This is a genomic window from Streptomyces sp. ISL-94 (assembly GCF_018614075.1).
In the GTDB taxonomy this organism is placed as follows: Bacteria; Actinomycetota; Actinomycetes; order Streptomycetales; family Streptomycetaceae; genus Streptomyces.
Window position 1 is genome coordinate 39,770 of the sequence record NZ_JAGGOZ010000113.1, and the last position, 21,055, is coordinate 60,824.

18 protein-coding genes and 1 tRNA gene are annotated in these 21,055 nt (G+C 70.1%); 10 read left to right on the forward strand and 9 right to left on the reverse strand.

Going from position 1 to position 21,055, the window contains the following annotated elements; genetic code table 11:
• Window positions 1-84 precede the first annotated feature (84 nt).
• The 3 genes from J7E94_RS29265 to pepN all read left to right on the forward strand — a co-directional run bounded on the left by J7E94_RS29265 (window position 85) and on the right by pepN (window position 4,453).
• Window positions 85-693, forward strand: a complete 609-nt coding sequence (locus tag J7E94_RS29265) for a response regulator transcription factor (protein WP_215019814.1) — start codon at window positions 85-87, stop codon at window positions 691-693.
• Window positions 694-1,045: 352 nt separating this feature from the next.
• A complete protein-coding gene (locus J7E94_RS29270; RefSeq protein WP_215019815.1) occupies window positions 1,046-1,366 on the forward strand; it encodes a chorismate mutase in 321 nt (106 codons plus the stop codon).
• A 579-nt stretch (window positions 1,367-1,945) separates the two neighbouring features.
• Window positions 1,946-4,453 carry an aminopeptidase N gene (pepN, locus tag J7E94_RS29275; RefSeq protein WP_215019816.1) on the forward strand — a complete coding sequence of 836 codons (2,508 nt, stop codon included), beginning with the start codon at window positions 1,946-1,948 and terminating at the stop codon, window positions 4,451-4,453.
• A 40-nt stretch (window positions 4,454-4,493) separates the two neighbouring features.
• On the opposite strand, the gene J7E94_RS29280 is transcribed toward pepN, so the two are convergent.
• Window positions 4,494-4,976, reverse strand: a complete 483-nt coding sequence (locus J7E94_RS29280) for a 2-phosphosulfolactate phosphatase (protein ID WP_215019817.1) — start codon at window positions 4,974-4,976, stop codon at window positions 4,494-4,496.
• 108 nt (window positions 4,977-5,084) lie between these two features.
• Between J7E94_RS29280 and J7E94_RS29285 the strand changes: the two genes are divergently transcribed.
• From J7E94_RS29285 to J7E94_RS29295, 3 genes are all read left to right on the forward strand, one after another.
• Complete coding sequence (locus J7E94_RS29285; RefSeq protein WP_215019818.1) at window positions 5,085-6,530, forward strand: transposase; 1,446 nt, start codon at window positions 5,085-5,087, stop codon at window positions 6,528-6,530.
• Window positions 6,531-7,015: 485 nt separating this feature from the next.
• On the forward strand, window positions 7,016-8,407 hold the full coding sequence (locus J7E94_RS29290) for an aminotransferase class V-fold PLP-dependent enzyme (protein WP_215019819.1): 1,392 nt from the start codon (window positions 7,016-7,018) through the stop codon (window positions 8,405-8,407).
• On the forward strand, window positions 8,404-9,813 hold the full coding sequence (locus tag J7E94_RS29295; protein ID WP_215019820.1) for a lysine N(6)-hydroxylase/L-ornithine N(5)-oxygenase family protein: 1,410 nt from the start codon (window positions 8,404-8,406) through the stop codon (window positions 9,811-9,813). Before J7E94_RS29290 ends, J7E94_RS29295 begins: the two co-directional genes overlap by 4 nt.
• A 62-nt stretch (window positions 9,814-9,875) precedes the next feature.
• Here the strand turns inward: J7E94_RS29295 and J7E94_RS29300 are convergent, their stop codons facing one another.
• Window positions 9,876-11,672 carry a bifunctional UDP-sugar hydrolase/5'-nucleotidase gene (locus tag J7E94_RS29300; RefSeq protein ID WP_215019876.1) on the reverse strand — a complete coding sequence of 599 codons (1,797 nt, stop codon included), beginning with the start codon at window positions 11,670-11,672 and terminating at the stop codon, window positions 9,876-9,878.
• A gap of 128 nt (window positions 11,673-11,800) precedes the next feature.
• Between J7E94_RS29300 and J7E94_RS29305 the strand changes: the two genes are divergently transcribed.
• Window positions 11,801-12,502 (forward strand): SIMPL domain-containing protein, encoded by a 702-nt coding sequence (locus tag J7E94_RS29305; RefSeq protein ID WP_215019821.1) that lies wholly within the window; start codon window positions 11,801-11,803, stop codon window positions 12,500-12,502.
• Between the two features lie 145 nt (window positions 12,503-12,647).
• Window positions 12,648-14,075 carry a pyruvate kinase gene (gene pyk / locus J7E94_RS29310; RefSeq protein WP_215019822.1) on the forward strand — a complete coding sequence of 476 codons (1,428 nt, stop codon included), beginning with the start codon at window positions 12,648-12,650 and terminating at the stop codon, window positions 14,073-14,075.
• Window positions 14,076-14,102: 27 nt separating this feature from the next.
• Here pyk and J7E94_RS29315 read toward each other — a convergent pair whose 3' ends face one another.
• A complete protein-coding gene (locus tag J7E94_RS29315) occupies window positions 14,103-14,675 on the reverse strand; it encodes an alpha/beta hydrolase (RefSeq protein ID WP_215019823.1) in 573 nt (190 codons plus the stop codon).
• 76 nt (window positions 14,676-14,751) lie between these two features.
• On the opposite strand from J7E94_RS29315, the gene J7E94_RS29320 reads away from it, so the two are divergent.
• A complete protein-coding gene (locus J7E94_RS29320) occupies window positions 14,752-15,357 on the forward strand; it encodes a TetR/AcrR family transcriptional regulator (protein ID WP_215019824.1) in 606 nt (201 codons plus the stop codon).
• A gap of 4 nt (window positions 15,358-15,361) precedes the next feature.
• On the opposite strand, the gene J7E94_RS29325 is transcribed toward J7E94_RS29320, so the two are convergent.
• From J7E94_RS29325 to J7E94_RS29335, 3 genes are all read right to left on the reverse strand, one after another.
• A complete protein-coding gene (locus J7E94_RS29325) occupies window positions 15,362-15,613 on the reverse strand; it encodes an EF-hand domain-containing protein (RefSeq protein WP_215019825.1) in 252 nt (83 codons plus the stop codon).
• 215 nt (window positions 15,614-15,828) lie between these two features.
• Entirely contained in the window at window positions 15,829-16,572 is a 744-nt protein-coding gene (locus J7E94_RS29330; protein ID WP_215019826.1) for a transcriptional regulator, read from the reverse strand.
• Between the two features lie 109 nt (window positions 16,573-16,681).
• Window positions 16,682-16,756 (reverse strand) — tRNA-Leu (locus J7E94_RS29335).
• Between the two features lie 126 nt (window positions 16,757-16,882).
• On the opposite strand from J7E94_RS29335, the gene J7E94_RS29340 reads away from it, so the two are divergent.
• Complete coding sequence (locus J7E94_RS29340; RefSeq protein ID WP_215019877.1) at window positions 16,883-17,515, forward strand: ANTAR domain-containing response regulator; 633 nt, start codon at window positions 16,883-16,885, stop codon at window positions 17,513-17,515.
• A 70-nt stretch (window positions 17,516-17,585) separates the two neighbouring features.
• Here the strand turns inward: J7E94_RS29340 and J7E94_RS29345 are convergent, their stop codons facing one another.
• Genes J7E94_RS29345 through J7E94_RS29355 form a run of 3 tightly spaced genes read right to left on the reverse strand, consistent with a single transcriptional unit; the run spans window position 17,586 to window position 21,054 of the window.
• A complete protein-coding gene (locus tag J7E94_RS29345) occupies window positions 17,586-18,302 on the reverse strand; it encodes an ABC transporter ATP-binding protein (RefSeq protein WP_215019827.1) in 717 nt (238 codons plus the stop codon).
• A complete protein-coding gene (locus J7E94_RS29350) occupies window positions 18,299-19,318 on the reverse strand; it encodes an ABC transporter ATP-binding protein (RefSeq protein ID WP_215019828.1) in 1,020 nt (339 codons plus the stop codon). The genes J7E94_RS29345 and J7E94_RS29350 overlap by 4 nt, the downstream gene beginning before the upstream one ends.
• A gap of 5 nt (window positions 19,319-19,323) precedes the next feature.
• A complete protein-coding gene (locus tag J7E94_RS29355) occupies window positions 19,324-21,054 on the reverse strand; it encodes a branched-chain amino acid ABC transporter permease (protein WP_215019829.1) in 1,731 nt (576 codons plus the stop codon).
• Window position 21,055 lies beyond the last annotated feature (1 nt).

Genomic DNA, 21,055 nt, shown 5'->3' on the forward strand with positions numbered 1-21,055 from the left:
TGGGGCTGCGGTTGCGGGCCGACGCACGCACCGGCCCCTTGCAACCAAGGCCTCGGGCGACAGCGGGGCAGGCAGGAGCAGCGCATGGCGATCAGAGTGGTCATCGCGGACGACCAGGAAATGGTCAGAACCGGATTCCGGATGACCCTCGAAAGCCGACCGGACATCGAGGTCGCCGCCGACGTCGTCAACGGCGAAGCGGCACTGGCCGCCGTCGCCGAGCACCGGCCGGACGTGCTGCTCCCCGACATCCGCATGCCGGCGCTCGACGGCCTCGAAGTCACCCGCCGCCTCTCCGGCAACGACACACCACGCATCGTCATCGTCACCCCCTTCGACCTCGACGAGTACGCCCACGCGGCGATCCACGGCGGAGCGTCCGGCTTCCTCCTGAAAGACGCCAGCCCGGCCGTGCTGGTTGAAGCGGTCCGCTCGGCCGCGGTCGGCGACTCCCGGGCCTCCGCGGCCATCACCGCCCGCCTCCTGCGCGAAATGGCCCCGCGCACCCCCGCCCGCCGCCCCGCCGAACCCCTGACGGACCGGGAACGCGACGTCGTCCGCTGCGCCGCGCGCGGCCAGACCCACGCGGAGATCGCCGGCGAGCAGCCCACCCGGCCTTGCCTCGGGGCGCCGCCCGGGCATGTTCAGCCTCGCCGGCGTTTGAGGCGCGGGGACGCGGGGTCTGGGGTGTAGCCCCGGGAGGCCCCGGCGAGCCGCCCCCACCGCTGCGTCCTCCCCCCTCCTACCTCGGGGCGCCGGCCGTGCATATCCAGCCTCGCCGGCGTTTGAGGCGCGGGGGTCTGGGGTGTAGCCCCAGGAAGCCCCGGCACAGCCGCGCTCCCCGGCGCGCTCTCTCCCGCCCCACCATGAGGGCCGCGGACCGGCGTTTCAGCCTCGCCGCCCCCCCTCACCGCCGGCCCCGCGCCGGAATGCGGCGGCTGGTCACCGCGACCCTGCCCCTGTAGCGGGGCACCCTGGCCGGTGTCCGTCTCACTGGCCGACTGGCCGAACGGCCACCCGCCCCCGCCCCGTATTCTCGGGGACCATGAACAACAGCGACATCGACGAGACCAACGAGGCCGTCACCGCCGAGCTCGCCCGCCTGCGGGACAGTATCGACAACATCGACGCGGCCGTGGTCCACATGCTCGCCGAGCGCTTCAAGTGCACCCAGCAGGTCGGCCACCTCAAGGCCAGGCACCACCTGCCCCCGGCCGACCCCGGCCGCGAGGCCAGCCAGATCGCCCGGCTCCGCCAGCTCGCCGAGAACGCCAAGCTCGACCCGGCCTTCGCCGAGAAGCTCCTCAACTTCATCATCGCCGAGGTCATCCGCCACCACGAGACGATCGCCGCGGGCGAGGAGTAGCAATGGCGGGCCCGCCCCGGGGGCCCGGGGCCGCCCCTGGATCGGGGCCCACCCTCCCCGGGGCCCCGGCCCGGCCCCGCCCCTGAAACCTGGGCCCGCCGCTGGATCCAGGGTCCTCGGGTACGTCCCCGGGGCCCACCCTCCCCGGGGCCCCAGCCCGGCCCCGCCCCTGAAACCTGGGCCCGCCGCTGGATCCAGGGTCCTCGGGTACGCCCCCGGTGCCCCGGGCCGTGCCGCCCCTCGGGCCGTTCCCCCCGGGCCGTGCCGCCCCCCGGGCCGTGCCGCCCCCCGGGCCGGGGCGGCCGCCGACCCCCGGGCCGTGCCGCCCCCCGGGCCGTGCCGCCCCCCGGGCCGTGCCGCCCCCCGGGCCGTGCCGCCCCCCGGGCCGTGCCGCCCCCCGGGCCGTGCCGCCCCCCGGGCCGGGGCGGCCGCCGACCCCCGGGCCCGTCCCGGACCCCCGCCCGTCCGCGCCCGCCGCCGGCAGGCCGGCCCGGCCTGCCGGCGGGCCCCCGCGCCACCCGACACCGCTCCGGCGACACCCCCTACGGCCCCGCGCCGCCGTCGGGCAGCATGGGCCCCATGTCCGCACTGACGCGCAACGAAGCGCAGCTCCGAGCACAGCTCCTCGACGTCCACCACTACACCGTCGACCTCGACCTCACCGTCGGCGACGACACCTTCGAGTCCGCCACCGTCATCCGGTTCACCGCCCGCGCCGCCGGAGACACCTTCGTGGAGCTGAAACCGGACGTCCTGCGCTCCGTCGCCCTCGACGGCCACCCCCTCGACCCGGCCGCCCTCGACGGCAACCGCCTCCCGCTCACCGGCCTCACCCCCGGCCCCCACGAGCTGCGCCTCGACGCCCGCATGCGCTACTCCCGCACCGGCGAAGGCCTGCACCGCTTCACCGACCCCGCGGACGGAGAGACGTACGTCTACACCCAGATGTTCCTGGACGACGTCCAGCGCGTCTTCCCCGCCTTCGACCAGCCCGACCTCAAGGCCGTCTTCGAGTTCACCGTCACCGCCCCCGCCCACTGGACCGTCCTCGCCAACGGCATCACCACGCCCATCGCCGACCGCCCCACGGACGGCGCCGGCATCTGGCAGTCCGCCCCCACCCCCGTCATCTCCACCTACCTCGCCGCCTTCGCCGCAGGCCCCTGGCACAGCGTCCGCACCGAGCACGCCGGACTGCCCTTCGGCATCCACTGCCGCCAGTCCCTCGCCCCGCACCTGGACACCGACGCCGAAGAGATCCTCTCGATCACCACGGCCTGCTTCGACCGCTACCAGGAGAAGTTCGACGAGCCCTACCCCTTCGACTCCTACGACCAGGCCTTCGTCCCCGAGTTCAACGCGGGCGCCATGGAGAACCCCGGCCTCGTCACCTTCCGCGACGAGTTCGTCTTCCGCTCCGCCGTCACCGACACCGAACGCCAGCGCCGCGCCATGATCATCGCGCACGAGATGGCCCACATGTGGTTCGGCGACCTCGTCACCCTCGCCTGGTTCGACGACATCTGGCTGAACGAGTCCTTCGCCGAGTACATGGGCTACCAGACCCTCACCGAAGCCACCCGCTTCACCGGCACGTGGACCGAATTCGGCATGGAGCGCAAGCCCTGGGGCTACGACGCCGACCAGCGGCCCTCCACCCACCCCGTCGCCCCCGACCCCGACGACGTCCCCGACACCGCCTCCGCCCTCCTCAACTTCGACGGCATCTCCTACGCCAAGGGCGCCTCCGCCCTGCGCCAGCTCGTCGCCTGGCTCGGCGAAAAGGACTTCCTCGCCGGCATCAACACCCACTTCGCCCGCCACAAGTTCGCCAACGCCTCCCTCGCCGACTTCGTCGACTCCCTCGCCGCCCACACCGAACGCGACGTCCACGCCTGGGCCGACATCTGGCTGCGCACCACCGGCATCGACACCCTCACCCCGCGGATCGAGGAGGCCCCCGAAGGCTGGACCCTCACCGTCGACCGCCACGGCAGCCGCCCCCACCACATCGCCGTCGGCGTCTACGACCACGACCCCGTCGACCCCCACATCCTGGAACTGCGCGAACTCCTCGACCTCGACGTCCCGTCCCGCGACGTGGTCTCCGCGAACGGCCCCCGCCCCGCGCTCCTCGTCCTCAACGACGCCGACCTCACCTACGCCAAGGTCCGCCTCGACGACACCTCCGTCGAAACCGCCCTGCGCGGCCTCTCCGGCATCCCGGACCCGCTCACCCGGGCCGTCGTCTGGAACTCCCTGCGCGACATGGTCCGCGACGGAGAACTGGAGCCCGACGCCTACCTGATGACCGCCGCCGCCCACCTCCACCAGGAACAGGACCTGGCCGTCGTCCAAGGCGTCCTCGCCTTCGCCCGGAACCACGTCGCCGTGCGCTACGCCGCCCCCGAGGAGCGGCCGGCGGCCCTGGCCGCCATCACCTCCATCGCCCGCGGCCTCCTGCGGCGCACCGAGGACGGCTCGGACCCCGGCCTGCGGCTCACCGCCGTCCGCACCCTCATCGACAGCGCCACCCAGCCCGACACCATCGCCGCCTGGCTCGCCGACGACACCGTCCCCGGCGGCCCCGAACTCGACCCCGAACTGCGCTGGCGCATCCTGGCCCGCCTCGCCGTCCTCGGCGCCGTGGGGGAGCGCGACATCGACGCCGCCCTCGCCGCCGACCCCAGCGCCACCGGCGAGGAAGGCGCCGCCCGCTGCCGAGCCGCACTCCCCTCAGCGGAGGCCAAGGCCGCCGCCTGGCAGCGCCTCTTCCACGACGACACCCTCTCCAACTACCTCTTCAGCGCCACCGCCCAGGGCTTCTGGCAGCCCGAACAGGCCGACCTCGTACAGCCGTACGTGACCCGCTTCTACCCGGACGCCGTCGCCCTCGGCGCCCGCCGCGGCCCCGCCATCGGCGAAGCCGCCGGCCGCTGGGCCTTCCCCGCCCACGCCGTGGACGAGATCAACCTCCAAGCCGGCCGCGCCTGCCTGGAGAACCCCGACATCCTCCCCCTGCTGCGCCGCAAACTGGTCGACCAGCTCGACGACCTCGCCCGCGCCCTCCGCGTCCGCACCCCCTGACCCCACCGGCGCCCGCCCCACCAGGGGCGGGCGCCACCCCTCAATGATCTGGCTGCTGCTGCTGCTGCTGCTGCTGCTGCTGCTGCTGCTGCTGCGGCCGCGCGTCGTCGGCGCTGTGGCCGAACGCTCCGTCGACGAGGACCGGCACGATCGTGCCGGCATCGAGCTCGGTCGCGACGGCCACGTCCTCGGCGAACCCGCCCCGGGCCAGTTCGATGCCCGAGGAACACGCAGCCACGGCACCGGCGACATCGTCGGTCTGCGTGAAGCAGGCCCGGGCGGCGGCCGCCTCGGGGGACAGGGGGCCGATGCCCTGCGACAGCAGTTCGGCGATGATCGCCCCGGCGCCCAGCAAGTCCTCCAGCGCCGGCCGCAGTCCTCCGTCGGGCCACCGCTCGCCGGCCGCGACCACCAGGACGGGGCGCTCCGCGGTCCCGTAGCCGCGCCCGGCCAGCCAGCGTCCGACCGCCGCCGCGTTGCGCAGACAGCCCGGGCTCCGCAGGCTTCTTGGGGTCTGGCCCAAGTTGTGTGAGCCGACTACTCGTTGTAGCTGTTGATCTTTGCTGCTGGGGTTCGAAAGTCGCCTTGATTTCGCTCCTCATATGGCTGACGTGCTCGACATTCGGTCGCCATGAACGAAGATCCGTCTCCGGTACAAGAGCTGTTGTTCCCGTCGAACACGAAGGTCGTGATCACGTCCGCCGAGCTGGAGGGCGAAGCGATACGTATCGAGGCACGATGCACCGCAAGCAACGCTTGTTGCCCGGCCTGCGGGGACTGGTCGGCTCAGATCCACGGCTCCTACCTGCGCTTCCCCGCAGATCTGGCCTGTGCCGGACGGCCGTGTGTACTGGCGCTGCGGGTCCGCCGGTTCATCTGCGCGAGCGCCGAATGCCCGCGGCGCACGTTCGTCGAGCAGGTGCCGGGACTCACCAGGCGCCACGGCCGGGCCACCGAGCGTCTGCGGTCCACGATGAGCAAGGTCGGGCTGGCGCTTGCCGGGCGGGCCGGCGCCCGCCTCGCTGCGCATCTTGGCATCGTGACCAGCCGCAATACGCTGTTGCGGCGGGTGATGGATCTGCCCGACCCGCCCGCGACCCAGCCGAGGGCGGTCGGGGCCTACGCCGACGCCGCTCACACCGCCGCACCACAGGCTCTGCAAGTTGCCGACCGCTTCCACCTGTGGCAGAACCTCGCCACCGCGGTCGAGAAGACAGTCGCCGCCCATCGCCCCTGCCTTCGCGACCTCCCCGCCCCGGCGCCTGAGCCCGAACCCGAGTGGGAGACCACGGACGCTCCGGCGCGCGAGGACGACGATCCGTCCGGAAAGTTCGCCGAACGCGCCCGGGCACATCACGCGCTCGTCCACGACCTCCTCGCTCAGGGGCTGGGGCTCCGGGAGATCGCCCGGCACCTGAGCTGGGGACGGCACACCGTCCAGCGGTACGCCCGCGCCGCCCGCTGGCAGGACATGGTCAAAGGCCGAAAGCACCAACAGCCCAGCAAACTCGACCCGTTCAAGCCCTACCTGGCGCAACGCTGGGACGAAACCGAAGGGAAAGTGACCATCCTCGATCTCCACCGCGAGATCACGGCCCGAGGCTTCCGCGGTCACTACTCCACCGTCCAACTGTGGGTCCGCAAGGCCCTGCCCGCGTCGAACGGCACTCCGCCAGCGCCTGCCGCGCCGTCGATCCGCCAGGTCACCGGCTGGCTCACCCGGCACCCCGCGACCCTCACCGAAGAAGAGAAGATCCGCAGGAAGACGGTCCTGGACCAGTGCCCGGAGCTGGAGACGACCGCCCATCTGGTCGGCTCGTTCGCCGAGATGCTCACCACGCTCGACGGCGGCCGACTCACTGACTGGATCACCGACGCCATGACCGCCGGCCTCCCCGGCGTCAGCACCTTCGCCGTCGGCCTGGAAGCCGACTTCGACGCGGTCACCGCCGGATTGACCACCCACTGGAACTCCGGACCGGTCGAAGGGGCAGTGAACCGGATCAAGATGCTCAAGAGGCAGATGTTCGGCCGCGCCGGATTCCCGCTCCTACGGAAACGCGTCCTCCTCGCGTGACCCTGCGTAGTCGGCTCACACAACTTGGGCCAGACCCGCTTCTTGGCCCCGGGCTCCGTAGGCTCCCCGGCCCCGGCCTTGGGCTCCCCGGCCCCGGCCTCGGGCTCCGGCCCCGGCCCCGGCTCCGGCCCCGGCCTCGGGCTCCGGCCCCGGCTCCGGCCCCGGCCTCGGGCTCCGGCCTCGGGCCTCCGGCTCCGGCTCCGGCCTCGGGCCTCCGGCTCCGGCTCCGGCCTCGGGCCTCCGGCTCCGGCCTCGGGCCTCGGGCCTCCGGCCCCCGCAGGCCTCCCCGGCCCCCTCGGCTTCCCCAGGCCCCCGCAGGCCCCGCCGGGGACCGGCGTCGGAGAACCGGTCTGGAATCGGTTCCGGACAAACCCCGGCGGTTACCCCATTCGGGTCGGATCGTTGTACCGGCGGGGTGCCCCGCCCTGCCTCGGCGTACAGCCGCAGCCGCCCAGCCCGCCCGCCCAGCCTCCGGAGGACCCCGCATGACAGTGCCGCCCGGTACACCGCCCCCGCTCGCCGGGGGCCGCGACGGCGCCGAAGCCCTGAGGCCCCTCCTCGACACCGTCCTCGACGCCCTGCACACCGGAGCCCAAGAGCGCGGCGGACCCCTCCCGGCCGGCGGCCCCGACGCCATCGCGGCCCGCGTCCAAGCCGCGCTGGGCGACGTACTGCCCCAGCACGGCACCGGAGACCACGAAGCGCTCCGAACCCTCGTCCACACCCTCGCCGCCGGCGCGGCCGACCCCGCCGACCCCCTCTGCGCGGCCCACCTGCACTGCCCGCCCCTCGCCGTCGCGGCCGCCGCCGACCTCGCCGCCTCCGCCCTCAACCCCTCCCTCGACTCCTGGGACCAGGCCCCCGCCGCCTCCACCATCGAGGCCCTCCTCACCCGCACCCTCGCCGCCGAGTTCTACGCCACCACACCCCACCCCGACGCCCTCATCACCACCGGCGGCACCGAAGCCAACCAGCTCGCCCTCCTCCTCGCCCGCGAACGCCACGGACCCGGCCTCACCGTCCTGCACGGCGCCAACGCCCACCACTCCATCCCGCGCTCCGCCTGGCTCCTCGGCCTGCCCCCGGCCACCGCCCTCCCCACCCCCACCGGCACCCTCGACCCCGCCACCCTCGCCGAGGCCCTCGCCGCCACCCCCGGCCCCGTCCTCGTCACCGCCACCGCCGGCACCACCGACGCTGGACTCATCGACCCCCTCCACCGCATCGCCGACCTCTGCGACCGCTACGGCGCCGACCTCCACATCGACGCCGCATACGGCGGCCTCCTCGCCCTCAGCCCCCGCCACCGCGCCACCCTCGACGGCATCGACCGCGCCCACTCCCTCACCATCGACCTCCACAAACTCGGCTGGCAGCCCGTCGCCGCCGGACTCCTCGCCGTCCCCGACACCGCCCTCCTCGCCCCCCTCGCCCACCAGGCCGACTACCTCAACGCCACCGACGACACCGAAGCCGGCCTCCCCGACCTCCTCGGCCGCTCCCTGCGCACCACCCGCCGCCCCGACGCCCTCAAGATCGCCACCACCCTGCGCTCACTCGGCCGCGACGGACTCGCCCGCCTCATCGACCACACCTGCGAACTCGCCCAGCACCTCGCCCGGCTCCTCGACGCCCACCCCGGCTTCACACTCCACCGCGCGCCCACCCTCACCATCGTGCTCTTCCGGCCCACCCACGCCGACGACACCCAGGTCGCCACCCTGCGCCGCACCCTCCTGCACGAAGGCCGCGCCGTCCTCGGCCGCACCCACGCCGACGGCCGCCTCTGGCTCAAAGCCACCCTGCTCAACCCCCACGCCACCGCGCGGGACCTGGACACCCTCGTCACCCTCCTGGAAGGCAGAACCCACCGATGACCGCCCAGCTCGATGCACCCCACGACCTCGTCGGAATCGGCATCGGCCCCTTCAACCTCTCCCTAGCGGCCCTCGCCCACGGCCTGCCGCACCAAGGAGCGGGCGAACTCGCCACCGCCTTCTACGACCAGCGCCGCGACTTCCGCTGGCACCCCGGACTCCTCCTCGACGGAGCCACCCTCCAAGTCCCCTTCCTCGCCGACCTGGTCACCCTCGCCGACCCGGCCAGCCCCTGGACCTTCCTCAACTACCTCAAGCACAAGGAACGTCTCTTCCCCTTCTACTTCGCCGAGCGCTTCCACATCCAGCGCGCCGAATACGACGCCTACTGCCGCTGGGTCGCCGGCCGCCTCCCCGCACTCCACTTCGGCCACCAGGTCGACGCCGTCCGCTGGAACCCCGAACGCGACCTCTTCGAAGTCGACTTCACCCAACTCGACCCCGACGGCGAAGCCGAAGCCCTCGGCCGCACCTACACCCGCCACCTCGCCCTCGGCGTCGGCACCGCCCCCTTCGTCCCCGAACCCCTGCGCCCCCTCGCCGAAGCCCCCACCGTCCCCGTCATCCACTCCGCCGACTACCTCGACAACCGCGCACGCATCGTCGGCGCCGAACACGTCACCGTCATCGGATCGGGCCAGTCAGGAGCCGAGGTCTTCCTCGACCTGCTCCGCGCCCGCCCCGCCGGCCGCGAACGCCTCACCTGGCTCGCCCGCACCCCCTCCTTCGCCCCCATGGAGTACTCCAAGCTCGGCCTGGAACACTTCACCCCCGACTACACCCGCTACTTCCACGCCCTCCCCGAACCCGTCCGCGACAAACTCGTCCCCGCCCAATGGCAGCTCCACAAAGGCATCGACGCCGACACCATCGCCGCCATCCACGACGAGCTCTACCGCCGCACCCTCCACGGCGGCTGGCCCGACGCCGTCCTCACCCCCGGAGTCAGCGTCCGCACCGCCGGCCGCGTCGCCACCACCAAGGTCGAACTCCACCTCGAACACGTGGAACAGGGCACCCGCTCCCGCCTCACCACCGACGCCGTCGTCCTCGCCACCGGCTACCGCGAACGCCCCCTCAGCAGCCTCCTCGCAGGCCTCGACCCCTACCTGCGCAAGGACTCCTCCGGCCGCCCCCGCATCGACGAGCACTACCGGATGATCACCGACCCCGCCGTCACCGGCAGCATCTTCGTCCAGAACGGCGAACGCCACACCCACGGCGTCGGAGCCCCGGACCTCGGCCTCGCCGCCTGGCGCAGCGCCGCCATCCTGAACACCCTCACGGGCAAAGAGCCCTACCCCCAGCCCGTACGCACCGCCTTCACCACCTTCGGGCTCGAACAGCGGGAACACACCCGGCCACAGCCGGCCGTCGAACTGCTCCCGCTGGTCGAACACCCGTAGGCGGCATCAGGCGACATCCGGCCGGGCGGACCCCGACGGGCCGGCGACCGCCGCGGCCTGCCCTAGAAGACCGGCACCCCGGCCCGGGTCAGCCGCCAGTCCACCGACGCGAACTGCGTCGGATCCACCGTCCCCTTCGCCTTCACCCACTGGATGATCGTGTTACGTATTTCATCCGAATTCGCCCACAACTGCCTGGCCTGCGGCACATGCGGGAAGTTCCCGCCGCCCGAGGCCCGGTAGTTGTTCACCGCGAGCACGAACTGCCCCGCCGGATCCACCGGCTTCCGCTGGAACGACAGCCCCGTGATCCGCGAACCGACCGGCTGCGCGATGTCGATGTCGTACGTGAACCCGTACACGGCGTCGTAGTTGTAGTCCGGCGTGCTCTCCGAGTTCGTCAGCTTTGCCGGATCCACCACATCACCCGGAGCGGTCCGCACGTAGTACCTCGCCGAGTACTCCAGATAGTCCTTCAGCTGCGCACCGGTCAGCAGCCGCGCCTCCAGCGTGTTCTCGAACGGATACAGGCCGGCCGCGTCCCTGATCGTCACCTGCCCGGCCGGGATCGACGCCGTCCGCGAGAAGCACGAGGCCTGCGACACCACCGGCAGCGCCGCCCACTCCGTACCGGACAGGGCCGCCTTCACCGTCTCCGCCTGGACATGGTTGATCAGATCGATGATCGCCACGTCCTTGACCGGGCCGTCCGCCGAGGACATCGCCTGCGTCGACGTGCCGATCACCTGGTTCACATACGCCACGACCTTGCGGTGCTCGTCCGACAGCAACCCCGTGATCTCCGGGTCCTCCGCCGCCGTGTTGGAGTTCAGCACCTTCGCCGACACCTGCGCCACCGACCAGCGGCCCTTCGCCCACACCAGCTCGAAGTCGAACAGCGTCAGGCGCTGCCCCCACTTCAGCGGCTCCGACAGCACCACGTCCTTGCCGGTCGCCTTGTTCTTCACCCGGTACTCGGGGATCTCCGTGTGCGCGTGCCCCACCAGGATCGCGTCGATCCCCGGCACCTGCTCCGCCACCAGCCCGGCCGCGTTCTCGATGTACGGCAGCTGATCCCCGTACGAAGAGGTCCCGCTCGACCCGGAGTGCGCCGACACGATCACCACATCCGCACCCAGCGAACGCAGCCGCGGCACATACTTCGCCGCCTGCTCCTCCAACCCCGGGAACGTCATCTGCCCCTGGACATTGGCCTTGTCCCAGATCGCGATCCCCGGGTTCGTCAGCCCCAGCACCGCCACCTTCACATCCGGCCCGTGCGGGGTCCGCAGCCGGTGCATGCTGTACGGCGGGAACGCCGGCCGCAGCGTCTTCGCATCCAGCGCATTCGCCCCCAGCAGCGGGAAGTCGCACTGCTCCTCGAACTTGCGCAGCACCGGAATGCCGTAATTGAACTCGTGGTTCCCCAGCGCCGCCGCGTCGTAGCCGATCGCGTTCATCGCCTGGGCCATCGGATGCACCGGACCCCGCCGCGCCGTGATCGGGTCCACCTTGGCGTAGTAATACGAAAGCTGCGTGCCCTGGATCGTGTCACCCGCGTCGATCAGCAGCGTGTTGCACCGCCCCTTCTCCGCCCGCACCTGATTCACCAGCGTGGAGATCTTCGCCAGACCCACATCGTTGTGCGCCTTGTCGTCGAACTCCTTGTCCGTGAAATAGTCCCAGTTGAAGACATTCCCGTGCAGATCGGTCGTGCCCATCACCGTGAACGAGTACGTCCGCGGCGGCCTCCCCGACTCGGACTGTGCCGCGGCCGGAGTGCTCGTGGCCCCCGCCAACGCCACGGCCGCACCAGTCGCAGCCGTGGTCCCCAGAAACGTCCTACGGTCGAACGCCATGCCATCTCCCCTTTTGAGGCGTGAACAACGCGCGTAGATTCTGACCCAGCGGCAACAGGCAGCAATACCCCTGCCAGGTTTCGATCCGATGACCGGACCCGTACGGGCGACAGTGCGAGAGTGAAACCATGACCCAGGACGCATCGCACCAGCCCTACGGAACCCCCGAAGTACCCCGCGTCGCCGTCCGCGGCGAAGCCCGCATCGAAGTCGACCCCGAGATCGCCCGCATCGGCATCACCGTCAGCGCCCGCGGCACCGACCGGCGCACCGCACTCGACGACCTCACCCGCCGCAACAACACCGTCCTCGACCTCCTCAAGGGCTACGGCGACCCCGTCGAGAAACTCGAAACCGGCTCCTTCTCCATCACCCCCGAACTCACCCGCCACGGCCGCGGCGAACGCATCCGCGCCTACCACGGCCGCGTCCACATCACCGCCGAACTCAACGACTTCACCACCCTCGGCGAACTCACCACCCGCCTCGCCGACCTCGAACTCACCCAGATCGACGGACCCTGGTGGGCCCTGCGCCCCACCTCGCCCGCCCACGGCGAAGCCCGCCGCCAAGCCGTACTCGAAGCCGTCCAACGCGCCCGCGAATACGCCGAAGCACTCGGCGCCCGCCTCGCCGCCCTCGTCGAACTCGCCGACCTCGGAGCCGAGAACGCCGTCCCCTTCCAGGCCGCCCCCGCCGCCGGAATGCGCACCATGGCCTTCAGCACCGCCGAGGACGCCGGCCCCCCGCCACTCGACCTCGAACCACAGCGCCAGACCGTCTACGCCCAGGTGAACGCCCGCTTCACCATGACCCCTCCCCAACTCTGAGACCCGCACAATCGGCGCCCCGGGGGTGCTCATCAGAGCACCCCCATGCACATTCAACAATTGTCAACAACCTTTTGCCCAAAGGTTGTTGAGTGGACACCCGGAACCAATTTCCTACTGCCTGGTAGGGGAATACGCTCGCCTCATGCGCCGAGCGAAAATCGTATGTACCCTGGGCCCCGCCACCGACTCATACGGCCAGATCAAAGCCCTGGTCGAAGCCGGAATGGACATCGCCCGCTTCAATCTCAGCCACGGCACCTACGCCGAACACGAAGAGCGCTACCAGCGCGTACGCAAAGCCGCCGACGAAACCGGCCGCAGCGTCGGCATCCTCGCAGACCTTCAAGGCCCGAAGATCCGCCTCGGCCGATTCCGCGAAGGACCCGTACTCCTTGAACGCGGCGACGAGTTCACCATCACCGTCGAAGACCACGAAGGCGACCGCCACACCTGCGGCACCACCTACAAAGGCCTCGCCGCCGACGTCACCACCGGCGAACGCATCCTCGTAGACGACGGCCGCGTCACCCTCGAAGTCACCGCAATCGACGGCCCCCGCGTCCACACCACCGTCGTCGAAGGCGGCATGGTCTCCGACCACAAAGGCCTCAACATCCCCGGCGTAGCCGTCTCCGTCCCCGCCCTCTCCGAAAAGGACATCGAAGACCTCCGCTGGGCCCTGCGCATCGGCGCCGACATCATCGCCCTCTCCTTCGTCCGCAGCGGCCGCGACATCCACGACGTCCACCGCATCATGAAGGAAGAAGGCCGCCACCTCCCCGTCATCGCCAAGGTCGAAAAGCCCCAAGCCGTCGAGAACATCGACGACATCGTCGCCGCCTTCGACGGCATCATGGTCGCCCGCGGCGACCTCGGCGTCGAAATGCCCCTGGAACAAGTCCCCATCGTCCAGAAGCGAGCCATCAAACTCGCCAAGCGCAACGCCAAACCCGTCATCGTCGCCACCCAGATGCTCGACTCGATGATCGACAACTCCCGCCCCACCCGCGCCGAAGCCTCCGACGTCGCCAACGCCGTCATCGACGGCACCGACGCCGTGATGCTTTCGGGTGAAACCAGCGTCGGCAAATACCCCGTCGAAACCGTCCGCACCATGTCCCGCATCGTCGAAGCCGCCGAAGAAGACATCCTCGCCAAGGGCCTCCCACCCCTCACCGAGCGCAACAAGCCCCGAACCCAAGGCGGAGCCGTAGCCCGAGCCGCCGCCGAAATGGGCGACTTCCTCGACGCCAAATTCCTCGTCGCCTTCACCCAGAGCGGAGACACCGTCCGCCGGCTCTCCCGCTACCGCTCACCCATCCCCCTCCTCGCCTTCACCCCCGACCCCGCCACCCGCTCCCAACTCAACCTCACCTGGGGCGTGGAAACCTTCCTCGGCCCCCACGTCGACTCAACCGACGCCATGGTCGCCCAAGTCGAGGAAGAACTCCTGCGCATCGGCCGCTGCATCCCCGGCGACGTCGTCGTCATCACCGCCGGCTCACCCCCCGGCGTCAGCGGATCCACCAACCTCGTCCGCATCCACCACATCGGCGACGCCGTCCGCTAGCCACCGCAACAGCACCTCACACAGCCGCTACAGCACCTCACGTATAAGACGCACCGCGTCGGGCAGCTCCCGCAGGCTCTCACCCGTACTCGGGAAGTGCCCGCCCGACGCGGTCACCCGCGCCACCGCCCCCAGCTCCGTCACGAACCGCATGATGTGCTCCGAGGTCCGCTCCCCGGTCACCGGGTCATCAGCCGCATGCAGCACCCGGAACTCCCGCGCCGCACCACGGATCCCCACCCAGTCGAACTCCGGCGAGAAGAACGGCGCCAGCGCGTCATACCCCACACCGGCATTCATCGACGCCACGAACACCACCCCCGCGAAAGCCCCCTCGGCCTCGGTGTCGTGCTCCTGCAGAAGCCGCAGCACATTCACCCCGCCCAGACTGTGCCCCACCAGCACCGTCTCCCCGGCCCGCGCACCCTCGGTCTCCGCCCGCAGCCCCTTCAGCCACGCCGCCGCCTCCGGCGCGAACGGCTCCGGGAAGTCCGGCACCCGCACCTCATGCCCCTCGGCACCCAGCTCCTCGGCCACCGACGGATACCAGTGCTCCCCACCGCTCATGCCGTACCCGTGCGCGATCACGATCCTGCTCATGACTCGTCCCCCTGATCAACCAATCAATCGAAACGCTACGCAGCGTTTCGATTAAAGGTAGGGCTATCGTGATGACGTGTCAACCAATCCACAGAACCGGCCACCCCGGACAGGCGGACGCCACCGCAACGAAGACGCCCACCACTCCGTCCTCGAAGCAACCACCGCCCTACTCGTCGAACACGGCTACGGCGCCCTCACCATCGAAGGCGTCGCCAAACGCGCCAACGTCGCCAAAAGCACCGTCTACCGCTGGTGGAAATCCAAACCCGCCCTCGTCATGGACGCCTACACCCACGAAACCACCACCCGCGTCCCCGAACCCGACACCGGCACCCTCCCCGGCGACCTCACCGCCTTCATCACCGACCTCTACCGCATCGGCAGCGACCCCGCCCGCGCCAAAGCCCTCACCGGCCTCATGGCCGAAGCCCAACTCGACCCCGCCTTCGCCGAACCCTTCCGCGCCTGGGTCCACACCCGCCGCGAACTCGTCACCACCCTCCTCACCCGCGCCATCACCCGCGAAGAAATCCCCGCCACCACAGACCTCGACCACGCCACCGACCTGATCTTCGGCCCCTTCTGGTACCGCCTCCTCATCGCCCACGCCCCCCTCGACCCCACCGACGCCCCAGCCCACGTCACCACCATCCTGGACGGCCTCACACCCCGCCCATGACCCCCTACCAGCCGAACCGCCGATCCACGACCGCCTCGAACTCCTCGAACGTCAACACCTCATCCCCATTCGCATCCGCCGCATCGAACAACGCCGACGACGCATCCACATCCCCCACAGCCCACATCGGCAGAACATCACGAGCCGCAAGCGTCGGCCCCTTCGACCGCAAAGCCGTGATCACCTCCACCCGCGTCAACTCACCATCCGCATTCAGATCCAACGCATCGAACAACCGCCGGGCCTTCTCGCTCACCACAGTCCCCTTCATCGAAAGCCTTGACCTCAACTCGACCCTAGGCCCTACGGCCACCGCACGACGATCAAGGAACACCCCAAGCCCCCCACGAGCAGGCCGCTCCACGCCCACCACCCCAACGCGCCACCACGGCAACGAAGCAGCGCATCGAGGCCGTACAGCCGATACCCGGCACGACTTCGACAGGCCGGCGCCCTGGGCAGGCGCCGCCCTCAGTACTTCGGCCCGACGTGCGCGTCCATGAGCGAGACGGACGCCTTGCGGGCGACGGACACGTTGTACGGGTCGCTGCCGCGTGCTGTGATCGTCCACTGGACGCCGACGGCTGTGAGGGTGTCGGTGCAGAGCTTCCGGATGTCGTCCGACTTGTTGGTGAAGAAGTACCGGGGGTACTCGTACCGCTTGCCGTTCCGGACGGTCCAGTTGGTGATCCGGCACCCGTCGGAGTGGATGAGCCCCCGGATGAACTCCCAGGGGTGGGCGTTGACGATCTCCTGCTGCCAGCCTTCGAGAGCGATCCGCCGGTCGTGCTTCTTGCCAGGGCCGTGCTGAGGAAAGAGGCAGGTCCAGTGCCGTCCGTAACTGGTGACGGCGACGCAACCTTGGCGTTGCAGGACATAGACCTTGTCGGACGGGCGGACCGCCAAGATCGCTGCACGGCACTGCTCGATGAGTCCCGGCCAGTCGTCCGCGCAGGCGATGCGTAGGTACTGGCCCCCTCGCGGGTGAGGGCTGATGCAGCCGTCGCCGAGATAGAGACCGAGGAGGTAGGCGTAGGAGGCGGGGTCGCCCGGACCCGAACACGGGGCGAGTTCCATGCGGGGGAGCGGTGCGATGCGTACCTTCCAGGCACGGATGGCTGCCCGGGATATTCCTGTCTCCTTGCTGACCGAGTTGATGCTGCGGCCATTGCTCAGAAGTTCCAGGGTGCGCTTGCGCGTGTCCATGTCGTACATGCGGTCGAAGCTGCCGCGCCAAATCCGGAAAGGTGGCGCATTTCGCTGCGCTTCGCCGAAAAGAGTGATGGCCACGCGAGGAACGCGTGACCATGGATTCCAAGCAAAGTGCCCCAGGTGGGATTCGAACCCACACTGTCCGCTGTTTGAGAGCGGCCTCTCTAACCAGTTGGAGTACTGGGGCCTAAGAAACAAAGGCTCGGGGGAGCCCTGTGCGAGACCACCTTACCGCAGCTAGGTAGGCTCAGGGGAGCTTGTTATGCCCCGCAAAGAGGAGCCACCCGTGACCGCCGAGCACGAGTCGACGCCCATGCCCGACGCCGACCAGTCGCACGTTCCGCCGCTGACGACCCGTGTCGTCATCGCCGAGGACGAGGCGCTCATCCGTCTCGACCTGAAAGAGATGCTCGAGGAGGAGGGGTACGCCGTCGTCGGTGAGGCCGGGGACGGGCAGACGGCCGTCGAGCTGGCGCGTGAGCACCGGCCCGACCTCGTCATCCTCGACGTGAAGATGCCCGTTCTGGACGGGATCTCCGCGGCCGAGAAGATCGCGGAGGAGTCCATCGCGCCCGTGCTGATGCTCACCGCGTTCTCGCAGCGCGACCTGGTCGAGCGGGCGCGTGACGCCGGGGCCATGGCGTACCTCGTGAAGCCGTTCAGCAAGAGCGACGTCGTGCCCGCCATCGAGATGGCGGTCTCTCGTTTCGCGGAGCTGAAGGCGCTGGAGAAGGAGGTCGCCGACCTCTCGATGCGGCTGGAGACCCGCAAGCTGGTGGACCGGGCCAAGAGCATTCTGCAGACCCAGTACGGGCTCAGTGAGCCGGCCGCGTTCCGTTGGATCCAGAAGACCTCCATGGACCGCCGTATGTCCATGCAGCAGGTTGCCGAGGCGGTCATCGAGGACGCCGAGGAGAAGAAGCAGCAGCAGGACGCCGCCAAGTAGGCGCCCAGGACATGCGTGAGGCCCGTCTCCCCCCGAGGGGAGACGGGCCTCACGGCATGCGGGGCGGGGGTCAGTCCTCGCCGAGGTAGGCCTTGCGGACGTCCTCGTTATGCAGGAGGTCCTGGCCGGTGCCGGAGAGCACGATCTTGCCGATCTCCATCACGTGGGCCTGGTCGGCCAGCGAGAGGGCGGCCTGGGCGTTCTGCTCGACGAGCAGGATGGTGGTGCCGGTGGCCTTGAGCTCGGCGATGGTTGCCATGATCTTCTGCATCATGAGCGGGGAGAGGCCCATGGAGGGCTCGTCCAGCATGAGCAGCTTGGGCTGGCACATGAGTGCGCGGCCCATGGCGAGCATCTGCTGTTCGCCGCCGGAGAGGGTGCCGGCGGCCTGCTTGCGGCGCTCTCCCAGGATGGGGAAGAGGTCGTAGGCGCGCTGGATGTCCTTCTCGATGCCCTCTTTGTCGGTGCGCAGGAAGGCGCCGAGCTGGAGGTTTTCGGCGATCGTCAGCCGGGGGAAGATGTGGCGTCCCTCGGGGGAGTGCGCCAGCTTCATGGAGACGATCTTGTGGGCGGGGACGCCGGCGAGGGGCTTGCCGTCGAAGGTGACGGTGCCGGCGGTGGGCTTGAGGAGCCCGGAGAGGGTGCGGAGGGTGGTCGTCTTGCCGGCGCCGTTGGTGCCGACGAGGCAGACGATTTCGCCTTCGTTGACTTCGAAGGAGATGCCCTTGACGGCTTCGATCTTGCCGTAGGCGACCTTGAGGTCTTCGACCTTGAGCAGTGCGGTCACTTGGCCTCTCCTTCCGTGGTGCTGGTGGTGCTGGTGGTGCTGTCCGAAGCGGCTTCGGTTTCGGCCGCGGCTTCGGTTTCGGCCGCGGTTTCGGCCTCGGCTTCGGCCTCGGCTTCCGCTTCGGCCTCGGCTTCCGCTTCGGCCTCGGCCTCCGCCTCCGCCTCCGCGGTGGCTTCGGCGGCTTCGACCTCGGCGACCTCTTCGTCGCCCGGGGCGCCCTCGAAGGGGGTGCCGAGGTAGGCGGCGATGACGCGCTCGTCGCCCTGGACCTCGGCGGCGGTGCCCTCGATGAGCTTTTCGCCCTGGACGAGGCAGGCGACGCGGTCGCAGAGGTTGAAGATGAAGCGCATGTCGTGCTCGATGACGAGGACGGCGATGCCCATGTCGCGGATGGCGAAGATGAGTTCTTCGGCGGCGCGGGTTTCCTGCGGGTTCATGCCGGCGGTGGGCTCGTCCAGGAGGATGAGGCCGGGGTCGCTGGCGAGGGCGCGGGCGATTTCCAGCTTGCGCTGTTCGCCGTAGGGGAGGTTCTTCGCGAGGTGGCCGGCCTTGTTCTGGAGGCCGATGAACTCGAGGAGTTCCATGGCGCGCGCTTCGCTGGCGGCTTCGGCCTTCTTGAAGCCGGGGCCGCGCAGGATGGCGGACCAGAGGCCTTCCTTGGTGCGGGTGTGGCGTCCGACGAGGACGTTCTCCAGCACGGTCATGTTGTGGAAGAGCCGGATGTTCTGGAAGGTGCGGGCGACGCCTGCTGCGGTGACCTTGTGGGGCGTGGGCGGCAGGACGGTGCCCTTGTAGCTGACGGTTCCCTCGGTGGGGACGTACAGCCCGGTGAGGCAGTTGAAGAAGGTGGTCTTGCCGGCGCCGTTGGGGCCGATGAGGCCGACGATCTCGCCGGCGTTGACCTTGAGGTCGACGCCCTTGACGGCGGTGAGGCCGCCGAAGCGCATGGTGACGCCGCTGGCTTCGAGCACGGTGGCCGTGGTCGTGGTCGCGGTGGTGGTGTCTGTGGTGGTCATGGTGTTCACGCCCCCGCCTTGGCGGTGGCCAGGTCCGTGGGGGCCTGGTCAGCGGTGTCGTCGTGGTACTCGAGCTGCGCCCGCTTGTTGGCGATGAGGCCTTCGGGGCGGAAGCGCATGAGCAGGATGAGGGCGATGCCGAAGGCGAGGAGCTGGTAGTCCTGGAGGAAGGCCAGCTTCGCCGGGATCAGGAAGAGGAGTGCGGCGCCGAGGATGGGGCCGCGGATGGTGCCCATGCCGCCGAGGATGACGGCGGCGAGGAGGAACGCGGAGTTCGGCGGGACGGGGCCGGCGAAGACGTAGTTCTCGGGGACGACCGTGCTGTTGACGTGTGCCTGGACGGTGCCGGCGAGGCCGGCGAGGGTGGCGCCGAGGGCGAAGGCGATGAGCTTGACCTTGAAGCCGTTGATGCCCATGGCTTCGGCGGCGGTTTCGTCTTCGCGGATGGCGACCCAGGCGCGGCCGATGCGGCTGTTGCCGGCTCGGGCGAAGATCAGGACCACCAGGGCCATGACGAGCAGCATCAGGAAGTAGTAGTTGGCGTAGGCGCCGAGGACGATGCCGCCGACGGTGTGGGACTCCCCGAAGTTCCACCCGAAGAGGTCGAGGTGGGGGATGTTGGGGATGCCGTTGGGGCCGTTGGTGATGTCCGGGCCGGAGTCGCCGTCGAGGTTGCCCATGGCGATGCGGAAGATTTCTCCGAAGCCGAGGGTGACGATGGCGAGGTAGTCGCCGCGCAGGCGGAGGGTGGGTGCGCCGATGACCACGCCGAAGATGAGCGAGGCGAGGGCGCCGACGATGACCGCTGCCCAGAAGGGGAGGTGGACGCCGAAGGCGGAGGCGGTGCTTCCGGAGACCAGGGCGGCGGCGTAGGCGCCGACGCCGAGGAAGGCGACGTAGCCGAGGTCGAGGAGGCCGGCGAGGCCGACGACGACGTTGAGGCCGAGGGCGACGGTCGCGAAGATCAGGATGTTGACCGCGATGAGCGTGTAGGTGTCGCCGCTCTGCTGGATGAAGGGGAAGGCGATCGCGGCGGCAGCGGTTCCGATGAGGGTGACCTGGCGGTTGTTCGCGGTGATGGTGCTGAACCGGTCGAGGAGGCCGGACTTGAGCAGGGCGAAGGCCGCAAAGCCGATGATGATCAGGTAGGTGACGAAGAGCTGCGGTTCCTTGTCATCGGTGTCGATGCCGAAGGTGATGACGTAGAGGCCGAGGGCGAAGACGCCGGTGATGATGAGGATTTCGGCCCAGGAGGGCAGCTTCTTGGCCGGGGCGGCCTTGTGGCTGTCGTCGGGGAGCTTGTGCGCGGCGAGGGCCGGGATGAGCGAGCCGACGAGGGCGACGTAGGCGCCGGGCTCCAGGTGGACGACTCCGCCGAGGACCCAGGCGATCGCGATGACCGTGAACCAGGTGCCGGCGAGGGTGCCGAGGGAGAGGATCCACAGGGGCTTGCGGGCGCCGGTGGGGGTGAGCCAGCGCAGGCCCTTGACGCCGAGCGCGGAGAGCGCGTGGGCGGCGGTGAGGAGGGCAGCGACCAGGCTGAGGAACTGGATGGGCGCCGGGCTGCCGTAGTAGGTGAGGTCGCCGGGGAATTCGGCGGTCCACGTCCAGGCGAGGAAGGCGCTGACGACGGTGAGGAGGCTGCCGCCGATGACCGCGTAGAGGAGTGCGGTGGGGGCGGCGGTGTCCTGCTTGGCGGGGGCGGTCTGCGGGGTGGTGGTGTTGGTGGTGGTCATG

What these genes read in the sequence shown, in the direction of transcription:
- J7E94_RS29265 (WP_215019814.1), top strand. Translation starts at nt 85, where the DNA reads ATGGCGATCAGAGTGGTCATCGCGGACGACCAGGAAATGGTCAGAACC.
- J7E94_RS29270 (WP_215019815.1), top strand. Translation starts at nt 1,046, where the DNA reads ATGAACAACAGCGACATCGACGAGACCAACGAGGCCGTCACCGCCGAG.
- pepN (WP_215019816.1), top strand. Translation starts at nt 1,946, where the DNA reads ATGTCCGCACTGACGCGCAACGAAGCGCAGCTCCGAGCACAGCTCCTC.
- J7E94_RS29285 (WP_215019818.1), top strand. Translation starts at nt 5,085, where the DNA reads ATGAACGAAGATCCGTCTCCGGTACAAGAGCTGTTGTTCCCGTCGAAC.
- J7E94_RS29290 (WP_215019819.1), top strand. Translation starts at nt 7,016, where the DNA reads ATGACAGTGCCGCCCGGTACACCGCCCCCGCTCGCCGGGGGCCGCGAC.
- J7E94_RS29295 (WP_215019820.1), top strand. Translation starts at nt 8,404, where the DNA reads ATGACCGCCCAGCTCGATGCACCCCACGACCTCGTCGGAATCGGCATC.
- J7E94_RS29300 (WP_215019876.1), bottom strand. Translation starts at nt 11,672, where the DNA reads ATGGCGTTCGACCGTAGGACGTTTCTGGGGACCACGGCTGCGACTGGT.
- J7E94_RS29305 (WP_215019821.1), top strand. Translation starts at nt 11,801, where the DNA reads ATGACCCAGGACGCATCGCACCAGCCCTACGGAACCCCCGAAGTACCC.
- pyk (WP_215019822.1), top strand. Translation starts at nt 12,648, where the DNA reads ATGCGCCGAGCGAAAATCGTATGTACCCTGGGCCCCGCCACCGACTCA.
- J7E94_RS29315 (WP_215019823.1), bottom strand. Translation starts at nt 14,675, where the DNA reads ATGAGCAGGATCGTGATCGCGCACGGGTACGGCATGAGCGGTGGGGAG.
- J7E94_RS29330 (WP_215019826.1), bottom strand. Translation starts at nt 16,572, where the DNA reads ATGTACGACATGGACACGCGCAAGCGCACCCTGGAACTTCTGAGCAAT.
- J7E94_RS29340 (WP_215019877.1), top strand. Translation starts at nt 16,883, where the DNA reads ATGCCCGACGCCGACCAGTCGCACGTTCCGCCGCTGACGACCCGTGTC.
- J7E94_RS29350 (WP_215019828.1), bottom strand. Translation starts at nt 19,318, where the DNA reads ATGACCACCACAGACACCACCACCGCGACCACGACCACGGCCACCGTG.
- J7E94_RS29355 (WP_215019829.1), bottom strand. Translation starts at nt 21,054, where the DNA reads ATGACCACCACCAACACCACCACCCCGCAGACCGCCCCCGCCAAGCAG.